Raw genomic sequence first — 22,010 nt, forward strand, 5'->3', positions numbered from 1 at the left:
CGCGCAAACGCGCTTCACGGCAAAACTGGTCGAGGAGACTGTTTATGGCATCTATCGTTGAAACCGAGGGATCGGCGGCCTCGGGCACGGGGCTGATTCGTGCGCTGGACTGGAAAGGGGCATTCTGGGTCGCCGCCGGCGTGCCCCCACTCGTGCTGTTTTCCATCGGCGGCATTGCAGGCACGACAGGCAAGCTCGCCTTCGTGGTCTGGATCATTTCCATGGTGATGGGCTTCCTGCAATCCTTCACCTACGCCGAAATCGCCGGCATGTTCGGCAACAAATCGGGTGGCGCCTCGATCTACGGCGCCACCGCCTGGTTGCGCTACTCGAAATTCATCGCGCCGCTCTCGGTGTGGTGCAACTGGTTCGCCTGGTCGCCGGTGCTGTCGCTCGGCTGCGCCATCGCGGCGGGTTACATCCTCAATGCCCTGTTTCCCATTCCCGGCGCCACGTCGCCTGCCGTCATGGAATGGGTCACGGCCAATATGGCAACGCTGACGGCCGAAAGCCCGCGCGTCGTCGAATGGCTCGCCGCCAATGCCGGCAAGACGCCGCAGGACGCTATCTCCGCCCTGCTGTCGGCCGATGCGGTTGCGGCCTTGACGCCTGCCATCCGCAACTGGTCGCTGGTCACCTTCGACATTCCCTTCCTCGCCACGGCAAACCTGAACGCCACTTTCGTCATCGGCGGCATCCTGATGCTGATCATCTTCGCGATCCAGCATCGCGGCATCCAGGGAACGGCGAACGTTCAGAAATGGCTCGCGCTCATCGTTCTGCTGCCGCTGCTGGTCATCGGCCTCTACCCGATCTTCTCCGGCCAGATCGACAGCGCCAACGTTACCAATCTTGTTCCCCCGACAGCCGGCTATTCCGGCATCGATGGCGTGTGGAGCAATGGCGGCTGGACGCTGTTCCTCGGTGGTCTCTATATCGCCGCCTGGTCGACCTACGGCTTTGAAACCGCCGTCTGCTATACCCGCGAATTGAAGAACCCCAAGACCGACACGTTCAAGGCGATCTTCTATTCCGGCCTTCTCTGCTGCCTATTCTTCTTCCTCATTCCCTTCACCTTCCAGGGCGTTCTCGGCCATGCGGGCATGCTCGCCCCCGGCATCGTCGATGGCACGGGTGTCGCGGAAGCCTTGGCCAGCCTCGTCCATGGCGGTCAGATCATCACGCAGATCCTCGTCCTCCTGATGATCATGGCGCTGTTCCTCGCCATCATGACCGCAATGGCCGGCTCTTCGCGCACCCTCTACCAGGGCTCGAAGGACGGCTGGCTGCCGAAGTACCTTGATCACGTCAACGAACACGGCGCGCCGACCCGCGCCATGTGGACCGATTTCGGCTTCAACCTTATCCTGCTTGCCATCGCCTCCGACGTGGCCGGCTACTTCTTCGTTTTGGCCGTCTCCAATGTCGGCTACATCATCTTCAACTTCCTCAACCTCAATGCCGGCTGGATCCACCGCATGGATTCCGGCCATATCCCGCGCCCCTGGAAAGCACCGACCTGGCTGATCGGCCTCAATACCGTGCTTGCCTTCGTCAACGCGCTGTTCCTCGGCGCCGGCGCGAAAGTCTGGGGCTATTCCAACGCGCTCTGGGTCGGCTTCATCTTCGCCGCCCTCATCCTGCCGGTCTTCGCCTATCGCCACTATGTGCGCGACGGCGGAAAATTCCCGGTGGGCGCCATGGAGGACCTCGGCCTCGTCGGCCAGGATCTGGGCGTCAAGAGAGCGGGCATCCTGCCCTATGCAGCGCTTGCCGCCGGCCTTGCCGTCGTTCTCGCCGCAAACGCCTACTTCCAGCTCCCGGCCTGACCGGATAGCTGCCACGCAAGATGAGGGCCGCGCACTGCAAGGTTGCGCGGCCCTCGTCTCTTGTCCGGGGATTTTTTATTCAATCAGCCCAGAAAATAGGCTATCCGACCTGCGTCGCCGCGGAATTATCCGGTTTCGGCAGTTGGAGTGATGAAAAATTGGTCAATGTGGACGAGAAGCTAGAGCCGATCTTGAATGAAGTGCTGAGACGAAATGCAGGTGAGCAGGAATTTCACCAGGCAGTGCGGGAGGTTCTCGAGAGCCTCGGCCGTGTCGTCGCAAAACATCCCAAATACGCCGACAACGCGCTCATCGAGCGCATTTGCGAGCCCGAGCGGCAGATTATTTTCCGTGTTCCCTGGGTCGATGACAAAGGACAGGTTCAGATCAACCGTGGCTTCCGCGTGCAGTTCAATTCGGCGCTCGGTCCTTACAAGGGCGGCATCCGCTTTCACCCCTCGGTCAATGTCGGCATCATCAAATTCCTTGGTTTCGAGCAGACGTTCAAGAACGCCCTGACCGGCATGCCGATCGGTGGCGGCAAGGGGGGATCTGATTTCAACCCGCGCGGCCGCTCGGACGGTGAAATCATGCGTTTCTGCCAATCGTTCATGACTGAGTTGCATCGTCATATCGGGGAATATACCGACGTTCCCGCTGGAGATATCGGTGTCGGCGGCCGGGAGATCGGCTACATGTTCGGCCAGTACAAGCGCCTGACCAACCGCTACGAAGCCGGTGTCCTCACCGGAAAAGCGCTGTTTTATGGTGGCTCGCGCGCACGCCGGGAGGCCACCGGCTATGGCGCCACCTATTTCGCCGAGCGCATGCTGGCGACGAAAGGCGAGGGCTTCGAGGGGAAACAAACCGTCGTTTCCGGTTCCGGCAATGTGGCGATCTATACGATCGAAAAGGTCATCGAATTCGGCGGGAAGGTCATCGCTTGCTCGGACTCCGGCGGATATGTGGTCGACGAGAACGGCATTGACCTGCAGCTCCTCAAGGAAATCAAGGAAGTCCGCCGCGAGCGCATCTCGGAATATGCGCGCAGAAAAGGAACCGGCTGCCATTACATCGAGGGTGGCTCCATCTGGGATGTGCCCTGCAGCGTCGCCATGCCCTCGGCGACCCAGAACGAACTCACCGGAAAAGACGCCAAAACGCTGATCAAAAATGGCGTGCTCGCCGTCGTCGAGGGGGCCAATATGCCGACGACACCCGAGGCGGTCCGCCAGTTCCAGGACGCGAACGTGCTGTTTGCGCCCGGCAAGGCGGCGAATGCCGGCGGGGTCGCGACATCGGCACTCGAGATGCAGCAAAACGCGTCTCGCGATAGCTGGACCTTCGAGCAGACGGAAAAGCGGCTGGCCACGATCATGCACAACATCCATGACGTGTGCGCCGAAACCGCCGAGGAATACGGCGCGTCGCGCGATTATGTTCTCGGCGCCAATATCGCGGGCTTCGTCCGGGTGGCGGAAGCGATGGACGCACTCGGCGTTATCTGACGTCGCATCCTCGAAAAGCACAAGACCGGCATGCGCCGGTCTTGTCGCGCTTATGTAGCGCTCACGCAGCATCGCTGCAGGTTTGTTTCCGGCTCAACGGTCTCGCGGCAGATCGGCGTCGCTCTCAATGCCGATGTCGGTCAGGGCCACCTTTCGAATGAAAGCTGGTCGTTAGAAATCACGCCTCTCGCAGAATTCTATCCATCGCCTTCCCCTTGGCCAATTCGTCGACGAGCTTATCCAGATAGCGGATTTCTCGCATGGTTGGCTCCTCGATATCTTCAACGCGGACGCCGCAAACCACACCCTTGATCAGGGCGCGCGAGGGGTTGAGCCTCGGCGCGTCCGAGAAGAAGGTCTCGAAGTCAACTTTTTGGTCGAGCTGTGCTTCCAGTCCCGCCTGATCGTGGCCCGTCAGCCAGCAGATGATCTGATCGACCTCCGCTTTTGTGCGTCCCTTTCTCTCTGCCTTTGCAACGTAGAGCGGGTAAACGCTCGCGAAGCTGGTCGTATAGATCCTGTGTTTTTCCATGGTGTCCTGTTCCTTGCCTGCTCGCGAACGGAGGCGGTCCCTAGCCGATTTGACACCGGAACCACCCGGCGATCAATCGAACGCTCTGTCTTTCAGCCGACACATGGTCACGCGCTTTGCGCCGTCGTTGCCCGGCGAAAGGCCGCCGGGCTCTTTGCCGTCCATTTCCGGAAGGCGCGATGGAAGGCGCTGGGTTCGGAGAAGCCGAGGCGTGTGGCGATCTCGCCGACCCCGAGCGCCGTCGTTTGCAGCATCTCGACTGCGAGGTCGCGGCGGATTTCATCGCGGATTGCCGCGTAGTTCTGGCCTTCCGCATGCAGGCGGTGCCTGAGGGTCGAAGGCGACAGGCGCATCTGCTCGGCCAGATCCTCGAATGTGCCCCAAGACGTGGGGGGCACCTGCCGCAGTCGCTTGCGGATGCTGGTGGCGAGGCCCGCGTCATAACGGTAACGCACGAGGATGTTGGCCGGCGCGTTGCGCAGGAACTGCTTCAGCGCCTGTTCGCTGCGCGCTACGGGAAGCTTCAGGAGCGAAGCATCGAATGCAAGCCGGCTGACCGGTTGCGAGAAGCGCACCGGCGCGCCGAAGAAAAGGCGGTAGTCTGTGCCGTGGTCGGGTTCTGCGCAGCGAAAGTCGACCATGCGAAGGGGAATGCGGCGCCCGATGAGCCAGCATGCGATGCCATGCAGCAGGATCCAATATGTTCGGTAGGCAAAGGCGGAGCGCGACTGTGCCCGGTCTGTCAGCACGATCTGGGCCAGCCCGTCGGTGACGTCGAGGTGTCCGGTCGGGTCCTCCAGCACGACGTTCAAAAACCGCAGCGCGCGCCGCAGCGCCTGGTCGAGGGTCCTGGCGTGCAGGACGCAGTGGCAGAGCAGGGTGAAACTGCCACGCCGCATTGGCCTGCCGCCCATGCCGAAGAATTCGTCGTCTATTTCCGCCGCGATCGCCAGCCACAACGCACCATAGCTTTCGGCGGAAACCGGCGCATCGATCCGGGCGGGCAGCCCGATATCCGCCAGCACCCGTTCCGGCGCCTTCCCGTGCCGTTTCAGGCAATCGGTGGCCTCTTCCACGAAGGAGGGGGATATCATCCGCCGTCCGGTTTCCGTCATCGTCATGTCCTGCAAGATGTGGTAAAACTGGCCGATCGTTCGAGACGATTTGGTCATCGCATGCAATATCGCGTCGTCATAGACTAAGGCAAGACGGACGGGGCAATCGCCCTGCCGGAGGAATGTAGCTCTGGGAGGACTGCATGACGCTTCGAGCCGACCCCGCCGAAATGCAATGTGCTGGAGGTGGGCGACCATGTTGATCCGCGGTAAGACGTTCGTCGTCACCGGTGGCGGTTCGGGCCTCGGCGCAGCGGTGGCGCGCATGCTGGCAGGCGAGGGCGCGAATGTCCTGATCGCCGACATCAACGCCGATGCCGGCGCCGGTATCGTCAGCGAGCTTGGAACGGGCGCAGCCTTCATCCAGACCGATGTGACTCAGGAGAAGGACGCTCAAGCGGCCATCGACATGGCGCTGGATCGCTTCGGCCATCTGCATGGCCTGGTCAATTGCGCCGGCGTCGCGCCCGGCGAAAAGGTGCTCGGGCGCGATGGGCCGCACCGGCTCGACAGCTTTGCCCGCACGATCGCCATCAATCTCGTCGGCACGTTCAACATGACCCGGCTCGCTGCCGCGGCAATCGAAAAGCAGGAACCGGGGGCGGATGGCGAGCGGGGCATTATTGTGAGCACGGCCTCGGTTGCGGCCTTCGACGGCCAGATCGGTCAGGCGGCCTATGCGGCCTCGAAGGGCGGCGTCGCAGCGATGACGCTGCCGATTGCCCGCGAACTGGCCCGCTTCGGCATTCGGGTGGTGACCATCGCGCCGGGGATTTTCCAGACGCCGATGATGGCCGGCATGCCGCAGGAAGTGCAGGATTCGCTGGGGCGGAGCGTGCCGTTTCCGCCGCGCCTCGGAAAGCCGGCGGAATTCGCCGCATTGGTGCGCCATATCTGTGAGAACGTCATGCTGAATGGTGAGATCATCCGCCTCGACGGTGCGTTGCGCATGGCGCCGCGCTGAAGGGGGCCGTTGGGAGGTTTGATGTGATGCTACAGGATCCCATCGTCATCGTCGGCTCGGCCCGCACCCCGATGGGTGGCTTCCAGGGCGACCTGAAGGATGCCACCGCACCGGAACTCGGTGCGAGCGCGATTCGTGCCGCGCTCGACCGCAGCGGCGTTGCTGCGGATGCCATCGAGGAGACGGTTTTTGGCTGCGTGCTGCCGGCCGGCCAGGGGCAGGCACCCGCCCGGCAGGCCGCGATCGGTGCCGGCCTGTCGTTCGCCGTCGGCGCCACAACCGTCAACAAGATGTGCGGCTCGGGCATGAAGGCCGTCATGCTGGCGCACGATCTCATCGCCGCCGGCAGCGCCTCGATCGCCGTCGCCGGCGGAATGGAGAGCATGACGAATGCGCCCTACCTGCTTGACCGGGCCCGTGGCGGCTACCGGCTCGGGCACGGCCGCGTCATCGATCACATGTTCCTGGATGGTCTGGAAGACGCCTATGACAAGGGGCGCCTGATGGGCACCTTTGCCGAGGATTGTGCCGAGGCCTATCAGTTCACCCGTTCCGCGCAGGACGACTACGCCGTCACATCCCTGACCCGCGCCCGCGCTGCGATCGAGACCGGCGCCTTCGATGCCGAGATCGTTCCCGTCACCGTGAAGGCAGGGCGGTCCGAGACGGTCGTCAATCGCGATGAGCAGCCGGGCAAAGCCAAGCCGGAGAAGATCCCGACGTTGAAGCCGGCCTTCCGCGAAGGGGGAACGGTGACCGCAGCGAACGCCTCCTCGATCTCCGATGGCGCTGCCGCACTGGTGTTGATGCGGCGTTCCCAGGCCGAGCGCGAGGGCGTTACGCCGCTTGCCACCATCGTTGGCCATGCCACGCACGCGCAGGCACCCAATCTCTTCGCGACCGCGCCGATCGGCGCGCTGCGCAGGCTCAGTGAGCGCACCGGCTGGACCCTGAAGGATGTCGACCTGTTCGAGATCAACGAGGCCTTTGCCGTTGTCGCCATGGCGGCGATGCGCGACCTCGATCTGCCGCATGACAAGGTCAATGTGCATGGCGGGGCCTGCGCCCTCGGCCATCCGATCGGTGCGTCCGGCGCTCGGGTGCTCGTCACCCTGCTGGCCGCCCTTGAGCGATACGGCATGAGGCGCGGCATGGCGACACTCTGCATCGGCGGCGGCGAGGCGACGGCGGTGGCGATCGAGCGACACTGAACGGTTTCGGGGAGGAGACCGGACGATGATCCTGACGGAACAGCAGACCCAGATCCGCGACATGGCGCGCGATTTCGCCCGCGAGCGGCTGGCGCCCGGTGCGGCTGAGCGCGACGCGGAGAGCCGCTTCCCTCGCGAGGAACTGAAGGAGATGGGCGAGCTCGGCTTCCTCGGCATGCTCGTGCCCGAAGCCTATGGCGGCTCGGAGACGGGCACGATCGCCTATGCCGTCGCGCTGGAGGAGATCGCTGCCGGGGACGGCCCTTGCTCGACCATCATGAGCGTGCACAGTTCCGTCGGCTGCGTGCCGATCCTGAAATATGGCACCGAGGAACAGAAGCAGCGCTTCCTGCCGAAGCTGGCATCCGGCGAATGCATCGGCGGCTTTGCCCTGACTGAGCCGCAGGCCGGGTCTGATGCATCTAACCTGAAGACCCGCGCTCGCCGCGATGGCGATCACTATGTCATCGACGGCGCGAAACAGTTCATCACATCGGGCAAGAACGGTAACGTCATCATCGTCTTCGCCGTGACCGATCCTGACGCCGGCAAGAAGGGTATCTCCGCCTTCATCGTGCCGACGGACACGCCCGGCTATGAAGTCGTGCGCGTGGAGCAGAAACTTGGCCTGCATGCGTCCGACACCTGCCAGATCGCCTTCAGCAATATGCGCATCCCTGCCGATCACCGGCTTGGCGCGGAGGGTGAGGGCTACAGGATTGCCCTGTCGAACCTCGAAGGCGGGCGCATCGGCATTGCCGCGCAATCCGTCGGCATGGCGCGTGCGGCATTCGAGGCGGCGCGCGACTATGCCCGCGAGCGCACGGCCTTCGGATCGCTGATCATCGAGCACCAGGCCGTGGCCTTCCGGCTCGCCGACATGGCGACGCAGATCGAGGTGGCGCGCCAGATGGTGCTGCATGCGGCGCAGTTGAAGGAGGAGGGCCAGCCCTGCCTCACGGAAGCGTCGATGGCCAAGCTGTTCGCCTCGGAAATGGCCGAGAAGGTCTGTTCCGATGCGATCCAGATCCATGGTGGGTATGGCTACATGGCGGATTATCCAGTTGAGCGCATCTACCGCGATGTCCGCATCTGCCAGATCTACGAGGGAACGAGCGACGTCCAGCGCATCGTCATCGCGCGCAATTTGTAATGTTTGGATCGCCTGCCGCGGGGAGCAACGGCTGAGGTGGTCGACAAGGGAGGAATGACAGGAATGAACGAGGTTCCACATCTGAGCCTGCACGTCCCCGAGCCGGCAGTCCGGCCCGGTGGCCAGCCGGATTTCTCCACCGTCAAGATCGCCAAGGCTGGTGCGGTGCCACGGCCTGCGGTGGATGTTGCGCCCGAAGATATTCGCGACCTTGCCTATTCCATCATCCGCGTTCTCAACCGGGATGGCGAGGCGGTCGGCCCATGGGCGGGGCTGCTCTCGGATGAGGAACTGCTGACGGGCCTGCGCAACATGATGAAGCTGCGTGCCTTCGATGCCCGCATGCTGATGGCGCAGCGGCAGGGCAAGACCTCGTTCTACATGCAGCATCTCGGCGAGGAGGCGGTCAGCTCCGCTTTCCGCAAGGCGCTGAACAAGGGCGACATGAACTTCCCGACCTACCGTCAGGCGGGGCTGCTGATCGCCGACGACTATCCGATGGTCGAGATGATGAACCAGATCTACTCGAACGAGGCCGATCCCCTGCGCGGCCGGCAATTGCCGATCATGTATTCCTCGAAAGAGCATGGTTTCTTCACCATCTCGGGCAACCTCGCCACGCAATATGTGCAGGCTGTCGGCTGGGCGATGGCGTCGGCCATCAAGAACGACACGAAGATCGCTGCCGCCTGGATCGGCGACGGATCGACCGCCGAGTCCGATTTCCACTCGGCGCTCGTCTTCGCTTCCACCTACAAGGCGCCGGTCATCCTCAACATCGTCAACAACCAGTGGGCCATTTCCACATTTCAAGGCATTGCCCGTGGCGGTTCCGGTACCTTCGCCGCCCGCGGCCTGGGCTTTGGTATCCCGGCGTTGCGGGTCGACGGCAACGACTATCTGGCGGTCTATGCGGTTGCCAAATGGGCTGCGGACCGGGCGCGACAAAACCTCGGCCCGACGCTCATCGAATACGTCACCTACCGTGTCGGGGCGCATTCGACCTCCGACGATCCCAGCGCCTACAGGCCCAAGACCGAATCCGAAGCCTGGCCGCTCGGTGACCCGGTGCTGCGGCTGAAAAAGCACCTGATCGTGCGCGGCGTCTGGTCGGAGGAGCGTCATGTCCAGGCCGAGGCCGAGATCCTCGACGAGGTGATCCAGGCGCAGAAGCAGGCCGAAAGCCATGGCACGCTGCATGCCGGTGGCAAACCGTCGGTGCGCGATCTCTTCGAGGGCGTCTATGCGGACATGCCCGCCCATATCCGCCGCCAGCGGCAGAAGGCAGGATTTTGACATGGCAAGAATGACGATGATCGAGGCCGTGCGCAGCGCCATGGACGTTTCGATGGGGCGTGACGACAATGTCGTCGTCTTCGGCGAGGACGTCGGCTATTTCGGCGGCGTTTTTCGTGCGACGCAGGGGCTTCAAGCAAAATACGGCAAGACCCGCTGCTTTGACGCGCCGATCAATGAATCGGGCATCCTCGGCACGGCGATCGGCATGGCGGCCTACGGCCTGAAGCCCTGCGTCGAAATCCAGTTCGCCGACTATATGTATCCGGCCTATGACCAGATCACCCAGGAGGCGGCGCGTATCCGCTATCGCTCCAACGGCGATTTCACCTGCCCGATCGTCGTGCGCATGCCGACCGGTGGCGGCATTTTTGGCGGACAGACGCACAGCCAGAGCCCCGAAGCGCTGTTCACCCACGTTTGCGGACTGAAGGTGATCGTGCCCTCCAACCCTTACGACGCCAAGGGCCTACTGATCGCGGCGATCGAGGATCCGGACCCGGTGATGTTCCTCGAACCCAAGCGGCTCTATAACGGCCCCTTCGACGGCCACCACGAGAAGCCGGTGACGCCCTGGTCGAAACACGATCTCGGCGAGGTGCCGGAGGGGCACTATACGATCCCCATCGGCAAGGCGGAAATCCGTAGACCCGGCGATGCGGTCACTGTCGTCGCTTATGGCACGATGGTGCATGTGGCGCTTGCCGCCGCCGAGGAAACGGGGATCGACGCCGAGGTGATCGACCTGCGCAGCCTCCTGCCGCTCGATCTCGATACCATCGTCCAATCGGTGAAGAAGACGGGCCGTTGCGTCGTGGTGCATGAAGCGACGCTCACCTCCGGCTTCGGCGGTGAGGTCGTTTCACTGGTTCAGGAGCACTGCTTCTACCATCTCGAAGCGCCGATGGTGCGCGTGACCGGTTGGGACACGCCCTATCCGCACGCGCAGGAATGGGACTATTTTCCAGGCCCCGCCCGCGTTGGCCGGGCGCTCAAAGAAGTGATGGAGGGCTGAGGATGGGCGAGTTCGTCATCAAGATGCCCGATGTGGGCGAAGGTGTCGCCGAGGCCGAACTGGTCGAATGGCACGTCAAGCCGGGCGATCCGGTGCGCGAGGACATGGTGCTGGCCGCCGTGATGACCGACAAGGCGACCGTGGAGATACCCTCTCCGGTCGACGGGGTCGTGCTCTGGCTCGGCGCCGACATCGGCGACATTGTCGCCGTCAAGGCGCCGTTGCTGCGCATCGCGGTCGCGGGAGAGGGCGAGGCGGCGGTCGAAGAGGTCTTGCCCGCGGCGACGGAGCCGCTTGCGAAGGCCGAACCGGTTGTCAGCAAGCCAGTCGAAGCGAAGCCGGTAGCCGAAGCAAAAGTCGTGGAACCGGAAAAGCCGGTCGGGCGTCCTGCGGTCCGTGAGCCGGTGGAGCGGCCGCTGGCGTCGCCTGCCGTCCGGTTGCGGGCCCAGGAGGCGGGTGTCGATCTTCGCCAGGTGTCGGCCACCGGCCCGGCTGGTCGCATTACCCATGACGACCTCGACCAGTTTGTTGCGCGCGGTGCGCAGCCCGTAGCCGTTCCGGCCGGCCTTGCCCGCAAGACCACCACGGAAGACATCAAAATCACGGGCCTGCGCCGCCGCATCGCGGAAAAAATGCGGCTTGCCAGCGCGCGCATTCCCCATATCACCTATGTCGAGGAGGTGGATGTCACCGATCTCGAGGACCTGCGCGCGACCATGAACGCAGGCCGCAAACCCGATCAGCCGAAGCTGACCATCCTGCCCTTCCTGATGCGGGCGCTGGTCAAGACGCTTGGGGAGCAGCCGGGTGTCAACGCCACCTTCGACGACGATGCCGGTGTCGTCACCCGGTACAGTGCTGTCCATATCGGCATTGCCACGCAGACGCCGTCTGGCCTGATGGTGCCCGTGGTGCGCCATGCCGAGGCCCGGTCGATCTGGGACAGTGCCGCCGAACTCACGCGCCTCTCCGATGCCGCCCGCAACGGCACGGCCGCGCGTGAAGAGCTGTCGGGATCCACGATCACCATCACCTCGCTTGGCGCTCTCGGCGGCATCGTCACGACGCCGATCATCAACCACCCGGAAGTGGCGATCGTTGGCGTCAACAAGATCCTGACGCGCCCCGTCTGGGACGGCACCCAGTTCATTCCGCGCAAGATCATGAACCTGTCGTCGAGCTTCGACCACCGGATCGTCGACGGCTGGGATGCGGCGGTCTTCGTTCAGCGGATCAAGGCGCTCATCGAAACCCCCGCACTGATCTTCATCGAAGGCTAATGGCATGAAAGAGATCGTCTGTAAGCTCCTCGTCATTGGCGCCGGTCCCGGCGGCTATATCTGCGCCATCCGCGCCGGACAGCTCGGCGTTGACACGGTGATCGTCGAAATGACCAAGGCCGGCGGCACTTGCCTGAACGTCGGCTGCATCCCCTCCAAGGCGCTGATCCATGCGGCCGAGGAGTTCGACAAGGTCCGTCATATGGCGAGCCACAATGCGCTCGGCATCACGGTCGAGGCACCGAAACTCGACCTCGCCCAGACTATCCGCTGGAAGGACGGTATCGTCGGGCGGTTGAACAGCGGCGTGCTCGGTCTGCTGCGCAAGGCCAAGGTCAAGATCGTGCATGGGCGGGCTCGGTTCCGCGATGGCAAGACCGTCGAGGTGGAGACCGAGACCGGGACCCAGGTCATCCGTGCCGAAACGGTTGTCATCGCGACCGGCTCCGAGCCGGTCGCGCTGCCGTCGCTGCCCTTCGGCGGCGCGGTCCTCTCGTCCACGGAGGCACTGTCGCTTGCCAGCGTTCCAAAAACGCTCGCCGTCGTGGGTGGCGGCTATATCGGTCTGGAACTCGGCACTGCCTTTGCCAAGATGGGTGCACAGGTGACGGTGGTCGAGGCAATGGCGCAGATCCTGCCGCAATATGACGCTGACCTCGTCAAGCCGGTCGCCAAGCGCCTGAACGACCTTGGCGTGCGCGTCATGACCGGGGCAAAGGCCAAGGGTTACGCCGGGGAGGCGCTGGAGATCGAGACATCTTCCGGCAAGGGGGAGCGGATTGCCGCGGACAAGGTGCTCGTCACCGTCGGGCGCAAGCCGCGCACCGAGGGGTGGGGCCTTGAGGAACTCGACCTCGATCGTGTCGGCCGCTTCATCCGCATCGATGAACGTTGCCGAACCTCCATGCGCGGTGTTTACGCGATCGGTGACGTCACCGGCGAGCCGATGCTGGCGCACCGCGCCATGGCGCAGGGCGAAATGGTGGCGGAGATCGTTGCCGGCCGCAAGCGCACCTGGGACAAACGCGCCATCCCGGCCGTCTGCTTTACCGATCCCGAGATCGTCACCGCGGGCCTCTCGCCCGATGAAGCCCGCGCCCAGGGTTATGAAGTCCGCGTCGGTCTGTTTCCCTTCAATGCCAATGGGCGCGCCATGACAACCCAGTCTGAAGATGGTTTCGTGCGCGCCGTGGCGCGTGCGGATACCAACCTCGTGCTCGGCCTGCAGGCCGTCGGCGCCGGAGTATCCGAACTCTCCAGCAGCTTCTCGCTGGCGCTTGAAATGGGTGCACGGCTGGAAGACATCGCCGGCACCATCCACGCGCATCCGACCCGCAGCGAAGGCCTGCAAGAAGCCGCATTGAAAGCCCTTGGCCATGCCCTCCACATCTGACGCCGCAAAACCGCTCGATGCTGCCCCTCAGCCGCAGACCCTCATCGGCCACACCGGCACACTTGGGCGGATCCGGCTCAATCGACCGAAGGCGCTCAACAGCCTGACCCTTTCCATGGTCCGGGATATCGAGAAGGCGCTGGACGTCTTCGAAGCCGATCCGGAGGTCGCCGCCGTGCTCATCTCCGGCGAGGGGGAGCGCGGATTGTGCGCCGGTGGCGACATCCGCATGATCTACGATGGCGGCAAGGCGGGTTCGCAGGAGCCCGTCGACTTCTGGCGTGAGGAGTACCGCATGAATGCGCGCCTCCGCTGGCTCGAAAAACCCTATATCGCCTTCATGGACGGCATCGTCATGGGGGGCGGCGTCGGGGTTTCGGTCTTTGGCAGCCATCGCGTGGTCACGGAAAGGACGCGGTTCGCCATGCCGGAAACCGGCATCGGTTTTTTCCCGGATGTCGGCGCCTCGTGGTTCCTTACGCGCCAGCAGAATGAGCTCGGCACCTTTGCCGCCTTGACCGGCGAACAGTTGACAGCGGGTGACGTCATTGCTTTCGGGCTTGCCGATAGTTACGTCCCTTCCGATAGCCTTCCGGCATTGGCCGAAAAGCTGTCCAGCCTGCCGGCACCCGCCTCGCGGGCCGATGTCTCGGCCACGATTGCCGCCTTCGCAAATCCGCCGCCACCAGCAGAGATGGCTGCGCAGCAGCCGCTGATCGATCGTCTTTTTGCCTTCGACACGGTTGAGGAAATCCTCGATGCACTCGCGCAGGATGGATCGAGCTTTGCGGAAAGGACACTGGGCGTCTTGCGGACGAAATCGCCGCTCAGCCTGAAGGTAACGTTGCGCCTGCTTCGCCTCGGGCGTCGGGAAAACACGCTCGAGGCGTGCCTGGAACGGGAGTTCGCCGCCACGGCGGCCGTGCTGCGCAGCCACGATTTCTATGAAGGTGTCCGGGCCGCGGTTGTCGACAAGGACCGCAATCCGCAATGGCGGCCGGTCCACGTTGGCGACGTGACCGACCAGGACGTCGCTGCCTTCTTCAAGCCATCGGCAAAGCCGCTCTTTGCGGGAGATGCAGGGAAAGGAGAACGCAGATGAACACCATCGCATTCATTGGCCTCGGTCACATGGGTGGTCCCATGGCCGCCAACCTTGCGAAAGCCGGTCATGCGGTGCGCGGTTTCGACCTGTCGCCCGCCTCGCTCGACCTCGCCCGGGCGAGCGGCGTCTCGACCGCAGGGTCGGTCGCCGAGGTGGTTTCCGGGGCCGACCTTGTGATCACGATGCTGCCGGCCGGTACGCATGTGCTTGCAGTCTGGCAGGAGCTGGTCGCCATCGTGCCGTCTGGCACGCTGCTCATCGATTGCTCCACCATCGACATGGACAGCGCCCGCAAGGCCCATGCGCTGGCCGAGGCGCATGCGTGCCCCGCGCTCGATGCACCGGTTTCCGGTGGCACGGGTGGCGCTTCGGCCGGCACGCTGACCTTCATGGTGGGGGGCGATGCGGCGGTGTTTGCTGGTGCAAGGCCGGTTTTCGAGGCGATGGGCAAGAAGATCATCCATTGCGGCGACGCATCTGCCGGCCAAGCGGCAAAGATCTGCAACAACATGATCCTCGGTATCAGCATGATCGCCGTGGGCGAAGCCTTCGTGCTCGGCGAACGGCTCGGCCTGTCGCATCAGGCGCTGTTCGACGTTGCCTCCGTCTCGTCGGGCCAGTGCTGGTCGCTGACCACCTATTGCCCGGTACCAGGCCCCGTCCCGACCTCGCCCGCCAATCACGCATACCAACCCGGCTTCGCAGCGGCATTGATGTTGAAGGACCTAAAGCTTTCGCAGGCGGCGGCGGAAGACACCGGTGCCCTGACGCCGCTCGGCGCCAAGGCCGCGCTGCTCTATCAGCTCTTTTCCGACGAGGGGTTTGGTGCACAGGATTTTTCAAGCATTATCAATATGTTGCGGGATAAATCGGTCGTAGTCGCTGAATAGAATCGTATCGTCGCCCGCGGCTGGGTCTATATCCTAGAGACATCAATGAAACGCTGCGGGCGATCCGCCCTCTAGCCGCGCTGAACCGTCAGGAAAAGAGCGACAATCAGCAGCACGAACAGTCCGGCCGCCGCAGCCACGATGCCCAGCAGAGCGAACCATGTCCGCACATTGCCCAGGCTTGGCCGCTGGCCGTCAGCATTCTTCGTGCCGAGAAACGCCAACGCTCCAAGGACGACCGGCGTCCCTCCACCAACAAACATCGCCATGGAGCCTTCAGGAGCGCTGGTTCGCCAGATCATGCCGAACAGGTAGATGCCGGCGATCGTTCCGACGATCAAAGAAGCCAATATGAGAAGAATGCGCATCGTGTGCCTTTCGCCAAGGCAGAAATTGTAAGCGATTCTCGGCCTGTCGCCCGGCTGTTCGACATCGACGCCGATGATCTCCACGGAATTCGCTTCAGCAGCGATGTGGAAGGGATGATATGGTGTATCGGACCGCTATCGAACAGATCGCGATGACCTGCCACGAGGGATGACGTGTCCGCACCAATTCACTGCTTCGAGATTCCCAAAGACACTTGGTACGCGACAATCGCCGCATTGAGGGACGACGGATGGCGTCTCGAAAAGGGTGGCGGTCTCGATCATGCGTGGGCGGTGCTTGAACGGGACGGCATGCGCGTCGAGATGGAATACGACATCTGGCAAGAGGGCGAGATGGTTGTCGCGGCAGCGGATGCCGCGAAATTGAAAGCCTGTTTGCCGGCGGCCATTCTCGTGAAACTGGGATTGTTTTGACCGGCGAGGCGCCTCGATTTAGCCTCGGATTCCAGCCGTCTTTTTTGACGCGATGCTGTGGTGCCGAGCAGAAGCACCGTTGGAATCGCCAGGTATCGTGATGAGCGACGGCCGGTGCGGCCTGTGCCGGCACGGCCAGCCCCTTGCACGGGGCTTGGGATGAAACGTATGCAACGATACCGTTGTCGCCGCCGAGGCGCGCAGGCGGCGTTTTACATATCCCCGCGAGGCCATAGTCATGAAACACGAAATCATTGAAATCCCTGTCATTTCTGATGCCATTCGCAAACTTGGCGCGCCGACTTCGGCTTTGACGCGGGTTGGCGGGTTGCTTTACACCTGCGGCATGCCGCCGATCGATCTCAAGACGGGTGCAATCGTCAAGGGAGACATGACCGCCCAGACGCGCGCCTGCATGGAAGCGCTCGCCTTCACGCTGCAGCACGCCGGTTCGTCGTTCGACAACGTCTTCAAATCACTGGTCTTTATCACCGACAACGATTTTGCCGCCGAGATGAATGCGGTCTATCGCGATTATTTTCCAAGCGGCTTTCCGGCCCGCAGTTGTGTGGCGATCAAGCCGTGGGCGCATTTCGATATCGAGATCGAGTGCATCGCGACCGTGGGCTGATGCGGTTTGCGCACAGGAAATCGCTGGCGCTCCCATAAGTGGACGCAATGTTTGCCATTGAGCCCGGCTATTTGCGTTGCGAGAACCATGGCCGCCTAATGTGCCCAGAATAAACGCAACGAATGAGGGTGCTATGAAACTGGGCATATCGAATTTTTCGCGCGGCCTGGCCGCAACGGTGATCGCTGGCGTGATCGGCCTTTCCGCGCCATCGGCCGCCTTGGCCGAGACGACGATCCGCCTCGGCCATGTGCTTGCCGACACGCATAGCTGGAACAAGGCCTCTGTGGATTTTGCGAAGGACGTTGCGGAAAAGACCGAAGGCCGCGTCAAGATCGAGATCTACCCTTCCGGCCAGCTCGGCACGGAGAAGGAAGTCATCGAAGGCATGCAGATCGGCACCATTCAGGGTGGCCTGATCGGCAGCGGTTCGTTCCAGTTCGTCGAACCGAAGTTCGGCGTCATCGAGATGCCCTATGCCTGGACCAGCCGCGAACAGGCTTTCGCCGCCCTCGATGGCAAGCTGGGCACGACGCTGGCCGATCTCCTGCGCCCGAAGGGCATCGAGGTTCTCGCCTGGTGGGAGAACGGCTTCCGCAACATCACCAACAACAAACATCCGATCGTCAAGCCGGCCGACCTTGCCGGCATCAAGATCCGCGTCACGCCGGACAAGGTGCGCCTCGCGACCTTCGAAGCGCTTGGCGCGCAGCCGGCGCCGCTGGCCTTCGGCGAGCTCTACTCGGCTCTGCAGCAGGGCGTGTTCGACGCGCAGGAAAACCCGCTGTCGATCATCGACGCCTCGTCTTTCTACGAAGTGCAGAAATACGTCTCGATGACCGGCCACATCTGGGGTGCCGCGTGCCTGACGGTGTCGAGCACGACTTGGGCGCAGATTTCGCCCGAGGATCAGGCCATCGTCAAGGAAGCCGCCGTCAAGTGGGGTAATGTGCAGCGCCAGATGGTCGCCGACAACGAGGTCGCGCTGATCGAGAAACTGAAGTCGAAGGGCATGCAGTTCAACGAGGTGGACAAGGCCGCCTTCGTTGAAGCGCTGAAGCCGATCTGGGAAAGCGAGAAGGACGTCTTCGGTCCTGAACTGCTCGAGGTCATGGACAGCTACCGCAAGTAACGTGTTCATCCCGTCCGCCAAACGCGGGCGGGATTTCTTTGCCCGCTCGGCGGGCAAATCACGTTCTCATCAACATCAGCGAGGCTGCCATGCAAAACGGGCCAATACCGCGTTCGCGGATTTCCAATGCCATCGACAGTGTAGCCGGCGTCCTCGGTGGCCTGGGCATCGCCACCTTCACCGCCATCATCGTCTACGTCGTCATCTGCCGCTACGCATTTTCCTTCACACCGCGCTGGTCGGAGGAAGTCCCGCGCCTGCTGCTCGTCTGGGTGACGTTCATCGGCGCGGTTTCCGCCTTCATCCGCAACACGCATCTTTGCGCCGGCCTGACGGATCTGATGGTCAAGCCCGGCCGGTTCCGGTCGTTCGTGGCCCTTCTCGCGCGGCTCGCGTCGCTCCTGTTCCTGATCGTCGTGTTCTGGTCCGGATGGCAGATCACCGCGTTGACTTGGTCGCATGAGACGACCGTTCTGAGCTGGCCTGCCGGGCTCTCCTATCTGGCGCTTCCAGTTACCGCTGTCGCCGCTTTTGTTGCTCTCGTTGCCGCGGAGTTGCGCAAATGAGTCTCGCACTCCTCGTTCTTTTTGCCGTTTTCGTCCTCCTGCTCTTGATCGATGCGCCGATCGTGATCGCGCTTGCGCTCTCGTCGGTCGCCTATCTGCTGGTCGGCGATGCGCTGCCGGTGATGGTGGTTGCGCAGCGCATGGTCGCGGGCATCGACAGCTTCACGCTGCTTGCCATCCCGCTGTTCCTGCTCGCCGGCCTGCTGATGGTTCATGGCGGCCTGGCGCCAAGGATCGTCAATCTCTGCGCGGCGGTTGTCGGGCAGCGCACGGGTGGTCTTGCCATCGTGATGATCGCCGCCTGCATGATGTTCGGCTCGCTCTCCGGATCCGGTGTCGCCGACGTGGTGGCCATTGGCTCCATGCTTCTGCCGGCCATGAAGGAGCGCGGCTACCATCCGGGCTTCTCGGCCGCCGGCCTTGGCTGCGCCGGTTCACTCGGCACGGTCATTCCGCCGTCGATCGTGCTCATCGTGTACGGTACGGCGACCGGCACCTCGATCGGTCAGCTCTTCATCCATTCCATCGGTCCCGGCATCCTGCTCGGCTTGGGCCTGATGGTCGTGGCATGGTGGATTTCCCGCAAGAACGGCTGGAAGGGCGGCGAGCCGTTCAGCTGGGGCCGTCTCGGCGAGGCCCTGCGCGAATCCGTGCTCGCCCTGCTTGCGCCCGTCATTATCGTCGGTGGCATTCGCTTCGGCATCTTCACACCGACGGAAGCGGCGGGTGTCGGCGTCGCCTACGCGTTGCTGGTTGGTCTCTTCGTCTATCGCAAGCTGACATTCTCCAAGGTTTTCAGCTTGTTGCGCGACACGACGGAAATGAGCGGTTCGATCCTCATCGTTATCGCGGCGGCCTCGGTTTTCGGCTGGATCCTGACGGTCGAGCAGGTCCCGCAGCTCGTGGTCAATGCCATCACCGGCGCGACCGAGAGCGCCACGATCGCGCTCATGTTGATGATGGTCGCCGTGCTCGTGCTCGGCACCTTCATGGAATCGATCGCCATCATTCTCATTCTGGCACCGGTCTTCCTGCCGGTCCTCCGGGTCTATGAGATCGACCCGGTCTATTTCGGCGTGCTGCTGACCATCAACCTGGCGATCGGCGCCAACACGCCGCCGCTCGGCATCGACCTGATGGCGGCATGCCGCACCGGCGGCATCCCGATGTCGGCCTCCTTCCGCTACCTGCTGCCGTTCATCGGCGTCATGACGTTCGTCATGTTCCTGTTCGTTCTCTTCCCGGGCCTGATGACGCTGATGTCCTTCGGCATGTGAAGCGCTTCGTCTGCAATCGCATTTGAAAGGTGAACCATGTCGTTCGCACAAGATACCCGCGTCAATATCGATCGTTTCTGGTCGACGATCGAAAGCTCCGCCGAGATCGGCAAGGGGCGGCCGGGCGGCCTCGCCCGTCTCACGCTGACGGATGACGATCGCCGGATGCGCGACATGTTCGTCAGCTGGTGCCGGGATGCCGGCCTCAGCGTCGAGATCGACGAACTCGGCAATATCTTCGGCCGGCGCGAGGGACTTGACCCCTCGCTCCCACCCATCCTGATCGGCAGCCATCTCGACACGCAGATCAATGGCGGCCGCTTCGATGGCATTGCCGGCGTGCTTGCCGGGCTCGAAGTGGTGCGTACGTTGAACGATGCCGGCCATGTCACCCGCCGGCCCATTGTCGTTGTCGACTGGACGAACGAAGAGGGGGCACGCTTCTCTCCGCCGATGGTCGCCTCCGGCTGTTTCGTCGGCGCCTATGACGTGGATTGGGTGAAGGACCTCATTTCCGACGACGGCGCGCGTTTCGGTGCCGAACTTGCGCGCATCGGCTACGATGGCAACAAGCCCTGCCGCGCCGGCGAGATCGATGCCTATTACGAGCTGCATATCGAGCAGGGCCCGATCCTCGACCTCGAAAAGCGCGATGTCGGTGTGGTGACGGGCGGTTACCCGAGCTACGGCATGCGGGTGCGCTTCACCGGCAAGACGGCTCATACCGGCCCGACGCCGATGGACCTGCGCCGCAATGCGCTGGTCGCCGGCGCCCGCTGGCTGACGGCCGTGGACGATATCGGCTGGGATTTCGCAGTCGGTGACGGCAAGGCGACGGGTGCGCGGCTTGCGGCCTGGCCGAACAAGCCGGGCATCCTGTCCGACACCGCCCAGGCGATCTGCGACGTTCGTCATCCCGATCCCGCGACGGCGCGGGTCATGGGCGAAAAAATGCGCCGCGCGGTCTTTGAGAGTGCGGCCCGCGCCGGCTGCGATGCGGTCATCGAGGACGAATGGTTCTGGGGCGGCGACATCTTCGACCATGCGATGGTGGATGGTATCCGCGCCCAGGCCGTGCGGATGGACTACGACTGGCGCGATATCCAGTCCCAGGCGGGACATGACGCCTATTTCCTTGCCCGGCATTGCCCGACGGCGATGATCTTCACGCCCTGCAAGGGCGGCATCACCCACAACAATGAGGAGGATTGCGATCCCGACGATCTCGCGCCCGGTCTCAATGTCCTGCTACACGCCGTCGTGGCGCGCGCCGACCGCTGATGGAGCGAGGGTGCCGAACTGGCACCCTCAATGCATGTCGGGATAGAGGGCGCGCAGTTCCTGCATCAGGTCGATGAAATGCTGCTCGGCGCGGGAATACGCGCAGTCGGGATGCGTCACCAGGAAGACGTCGGCGCCGAGCGGATAGCCTTTGATTTCCAGCGGCCAGAGTAGGCCGTTCGCCACCTCGTCATGCACCGCCGTCAGCGGCAGGATGCCGATGCCGAGCCCGGCGACGATCATGCGCCGCACTTCCTCGAGATTGGGGCTTTGCCCGCTGATCCGCTCGCCGAGGCCGAGGCTCTGGCTGAGCACCGACATGGGTTCTAGGCCCAATCCTTCGGTGGCGCAGGTGAAGGACACGAAGGATTCCTGGCGCAATTCCCGCTTTTCCACTTCCTTCCGGCCGAAGAAGGGATGTTCCGCGCCGCAATAGACGCTGAACTCCTCGCGAAACAGCAAGTCGCAGCTCAGGCTGAAGACGGGACGTGCAAGCAGGCAGAGGCCTATGCCGCACTTCTCCGTCTGGATCCGCTTGATCGTGTCCTGGCTGTTCTGGACCTCCATGATCCAGGTCACGGACGGATAGCGCTGGTGGTAGAGGCGCAGCGTCTCGTTGATGAGGGGCGATTCCAGATTGGAGATGATCTGGATGCGCACCTCGCCGAATTCTTCGACGGTCCTTTCCTGCGTGAGGTGGCCGATGCGTTCCACGGCGCGGAAAATCTCGCCGCACTCCTCGTAAACCTTCTGCCCCCGGGCCGTCAGCTCGAACTTCCGGCTGCCGCGAAGCACGAGCTGGCACGCCAGCTGTTCCTCCAGCCGTTGCAGCGCCTGGCTCACCGATGGTTGGCTCATGTTCAGCCGCGCCGCTGCACGCGTGAGGCTACGCTCCTCGGCGATCATGAAGAACGACCGCAGGAGATTGAGATTGAGATCCGTCAACATGGTGACTGTTTAACCGGGAAGCGCTCGTTCGACAATTCTTTGACTGGCCGGCGATCGTTCCGACGATCAAGGAGGCGAGTA

General features: G+C 63.1%; 21 protein-coding genes. 17 read left to right on the forward strand and 4 right to left on the reverse strand.

What is annotated here, in order from left to right:
- Positions 1 to 44 precede the first annotated feature (44 nt).
- Together GR138_RS14090 and gdhA are read left to right on the forward strand one after the other, a co-directional pair.
- Positions 45 to 1,829 (forward strand): trimethylamine N-oxide permease, encoded by a 1,785-nt coding sequence (locus GR138_RS14090; RefSeq protein ID WP_160859880.1) that lies wholly within the window; start codon positions 45 to 47, stop codon positions 1,827 to 1,829.
- Between the two features lie 158 nt (positions 1,830 to 1,987).
- Positions 1,988 to 3,337, forward strand: coding sequence for an NADP-specific glutamate dehydrogenase (gene gdhA / locus GR138_RS14095; RefSeq protein WP_160860261.1), 1,350 nt, complete (start codon positions 1,988 to 1,990; stop codon positions 3,335 to 3,337).
- Positions 3,338 to 3,515: 178 nt separating this feature from the next.
- Here the strand turns inward: gdhA and GR138_RS14100 are convergent, their stop codons facing one another.
- On the reverse strand, positions 3,516 to 3,869 hold the full coding sequence (locus GR138_RS14100) for a DUF2200 domain-containing protein (protein WP_160859881.1): 354 nt from the start codon (positions 3,867 to 3,869) through the stop codon (positions 3,516 to 3,518).
- Between the two features lie 107 nt (positions 3,870 to 3,976).
- Complete coding sequence (locus GR138_RS14105) at positions 3,977 to 4,984, reverse strand: AraC family transcriptional regulator (RefSeq protein WP_160860262.1); 1,008 nt, start codon at positions 4,982 to 4,984, stop codon at positions 3,977 to 3,979.
- 196 nt (positions 4,985 to 5,180) lie between these two features.
- Between GR138_RS14105 and GR138_RS14110 the strand changes: the two genes are divergently transcribed.
- From GR138_RS14110 to mmsB, 9 genes are all read left to right on the forward strand, one after another.
- Positions 5,181 to 5,948 (forward strand): 3-hydroxyacyl-CoA dehydrogenase, encoded by a 768-nt coding sequence (locus tag GR138_RS14110; protein WP_160859882.1) that lies wholly within the window; start codon positions 5,181 to 5,183, stop codon positions 5,946 to 5,948.
- A gap of 23 nt (positions 5,949 to 5,971) precedes the next feature.
- Positions 5,972 to 7,159, forward strand: coding sequence for an acetyl-CoA C-acyltransferase (locus GR138_RS14115; RefSeq protein ID WP_160859883.1), 1,188 nt, complete (start codon positions 5,972 to 5,974; stop codon positions 7,157 to 7,159).
- Positions 7,160 to 7,184: 25 nt separating this feature from the next.
- Positions 7,185 to 8,312, forward strand: a complete 1,128-nt coding sequence (locus GR138_RS14120; protein WP_160859884.1) for an acyl-CoA dehydrogenase family protein — start codon at positions 7,185 to 7,187, stop codon at positions 8,310 to 8,312.
- A gap of 63 nt (positions 8,313 to 8,375) precedes the next feature.
- Entirely contained in the window at positions 8,376 to 9,608 is a 1,233-nt protein-coding gene (locus GR138_RS14125) for a 3-methyl-2-oxobutanoate dehydrogenase (2-methylpropanoyl-transferring) subunit alpha (RefSeq protein WP_160859885.1), read from the forward strand.
- Position 9,609: 1 nt separating this feature from the next.
- A complete protein-coding gene (locus GR138_RS14130) occupies positions 9,610 to 10,623 on the forward strand; it encodes an alpha-ketoacid dehydrogenase subunit beta (protein WP_160859886.1) in 1,014 nt (337 codons plus the stop codon).
- A gap of 2 nt (positions 10,624 to 10,625) precedes the next feature.
- Positions 10,626 to 11,903, forward strand: a complete 1,278-nt coding sequence (locus GR138_RS14135; protein WP_160859887.1) for a dihydrolipoamide acetyltransferase family protein — start codon at positions 10,626 to 10,628, stop codon at positions 11,901 to 11,903.
- A 4-nt stretch (positions 11,904 to 11,907) separates the two neighbouring features.
- Positions 11,908 to 13,296: a dihydrolipoyl dehydrogenase gene (lpdA, locus tag GR138_RS14140; RefSeq protein WP_160859888.1), complete on the forward strand. Its 1,389-nt coding sequence runs from the start codon at positions 11,908 to 11,910 to the stop codon at positions 13,294 to 13,296.
- Positions 13,280 to 14,398: an enoyl-CoA hydratase/isomerase family protein gene (locus GR138_RS14145; protein WP_160859889.1), complete on the forward strand. Its 1,119-nt coding sequence runs from the start codon at positions 13,280 to 13,282 to the stop codon at positions 14,396 to 14,398. The genes lpdA and GR138_RS14145 overlap by 17 nt, the downstream gene beginning before the upstream one ends.
- Positions 14,395 to 15,291, forward strand: a complete 897-nt coding sequence (gene mmsB, locus GR138_RS14150) for a 3-hydroxyisobutyrate dehydrogenase (protein ID WP_160859890.1) — start codon at positions 14,395 to 14,397, stop codon at positions 15,289 to 15,291. The genes GR138_RS14145 and mmsB overlap by 4 nt, the downstream gene beginning before the upstream one ends.
- Positions 15,292 to 15,362: 71 nt before the next feature.
- Here the strand turns inward: mmsB and GR138_RS14155 are convergent, their stop codons facing one another.
- Complete coding sequence (locus GR138_RS14155) at positions 15,363 to 15,743, reverse strand: hypothetical protein (protein WP_160859891.1); 381 nt, start codon at positions 15,741 to 15,743, stop codon at positions 15,363 to 15,365.
- Positions 15,744 to 15,833: 90 nt separating this feature from the next.
- Between GR138_RS14155 and GR138_RS14160 the strand changes: the two genes are divergently transcribed.
- The 6 genes from GR138_RS14160 (at position 15,834) to GR138_RS14185 (ending at position 20,981) form a co-directional block, all read left to right on the forward strand.
- Positions 15,834 to 16,094 (forward strand): hypothetical protein, encoded by a 261-nt coding sequence (locus GR138_RS14160; protein ID WP_160859892.1) that lies wholly within the window; start codon positions 15,834 to 15,836, stop codon positions 16,092 to 16,094.
- Positions 16,095 to 16,332: 238 nt separating this feature from the next.
- Positions 16,333 to 16,725, forward strand: coding sequence for a RidA family protein (locus GR138_RS14165; protein WP_160859893.1), 393 nt, complete (start codon positions 16,333 to 16,335; stop codon positions 16,723 to 16,725).
- Between the two features lie 133 nt (positions 16,726 to 16,858).
- Positions 16,859 to 17,857, forward strand: coding sequence for a TRAP transporter substrate-binding protein (locus tag GR138_RS14170; protein ID WP_160859894.1), 999 nt, complete (start codon positions 16,859 to 16,861; stop codon positions 17,855 to 17,857).
- A gap of 89 nt (positions 17,858 to 17,946) precedes the next feature.
- Positions 17,947 to 18,423: a TRAP transporter small permease gene (locus GR138_RS14175; RefSeq protein WP_160859895.1), complete on the forward strand. Its 477-nt coding sequence runs from the start codon at positions 17,947 to 17,949 to the stop codon at positions 18,421 to 18,423.
- Positions 18,420 to 19,700, forward strand: coding sequence for a TRAP transporter large permease (locus tag GR138_RS14180; RefSeq protein WP_160859896.1), 1,281 nt, complete (start codon positions 18,420 to 18,422; stop codon positions 19,698 to 19,700). The genes GR138_RS14175 and GR138_RS14180 overlap by 4 nt, the downstream gene beginning before the upstream one ends.
- 36 nt (positions 19,701 to 19,736) lie before the next feature.
- The gene (locus tag GR138_RS14185) at positions 19,737 to 20,981 is read left to right on the forward strand and encodes a Zn-dependent hydrolase (protein ID WP_160859897.1); all 1,245 of its coding nucleotides are present in this window, start codon (positions 19,737 to 19,739) and stop codon (positions 20,979 to 20,981) included.
- 27 nt (positions 20,982 to 21,008) lie between these two features.
- Here GR138_RS14185 and GR138_RS14190 read toward each other — a convergent pair whose 3' ends face one another.
- A complete protein-coding gene (locus GR138_RS14190; RefSeq protein WP_160859898.1) occupies positions 21,009 to 21,929 on the reverse strand; it encodes a LysR family transcriptional regulator in 921 nt (306 codons plus the stop codon).
- Between the last annotated feature and the right edge of the window lie 81 nt (positions 21,930 to 22,010).

It is taken from the genome of Shinella kummerowiae, from assembly GCF_009827055.1.
In the GTDB taxonomy this organism is placed as follows: Bacteria; Pseudomonadota; Alphaproteobacteria; order Rhizobiales; family Rhizobiaceae; genus Shinella; species Shinella kummerowiae.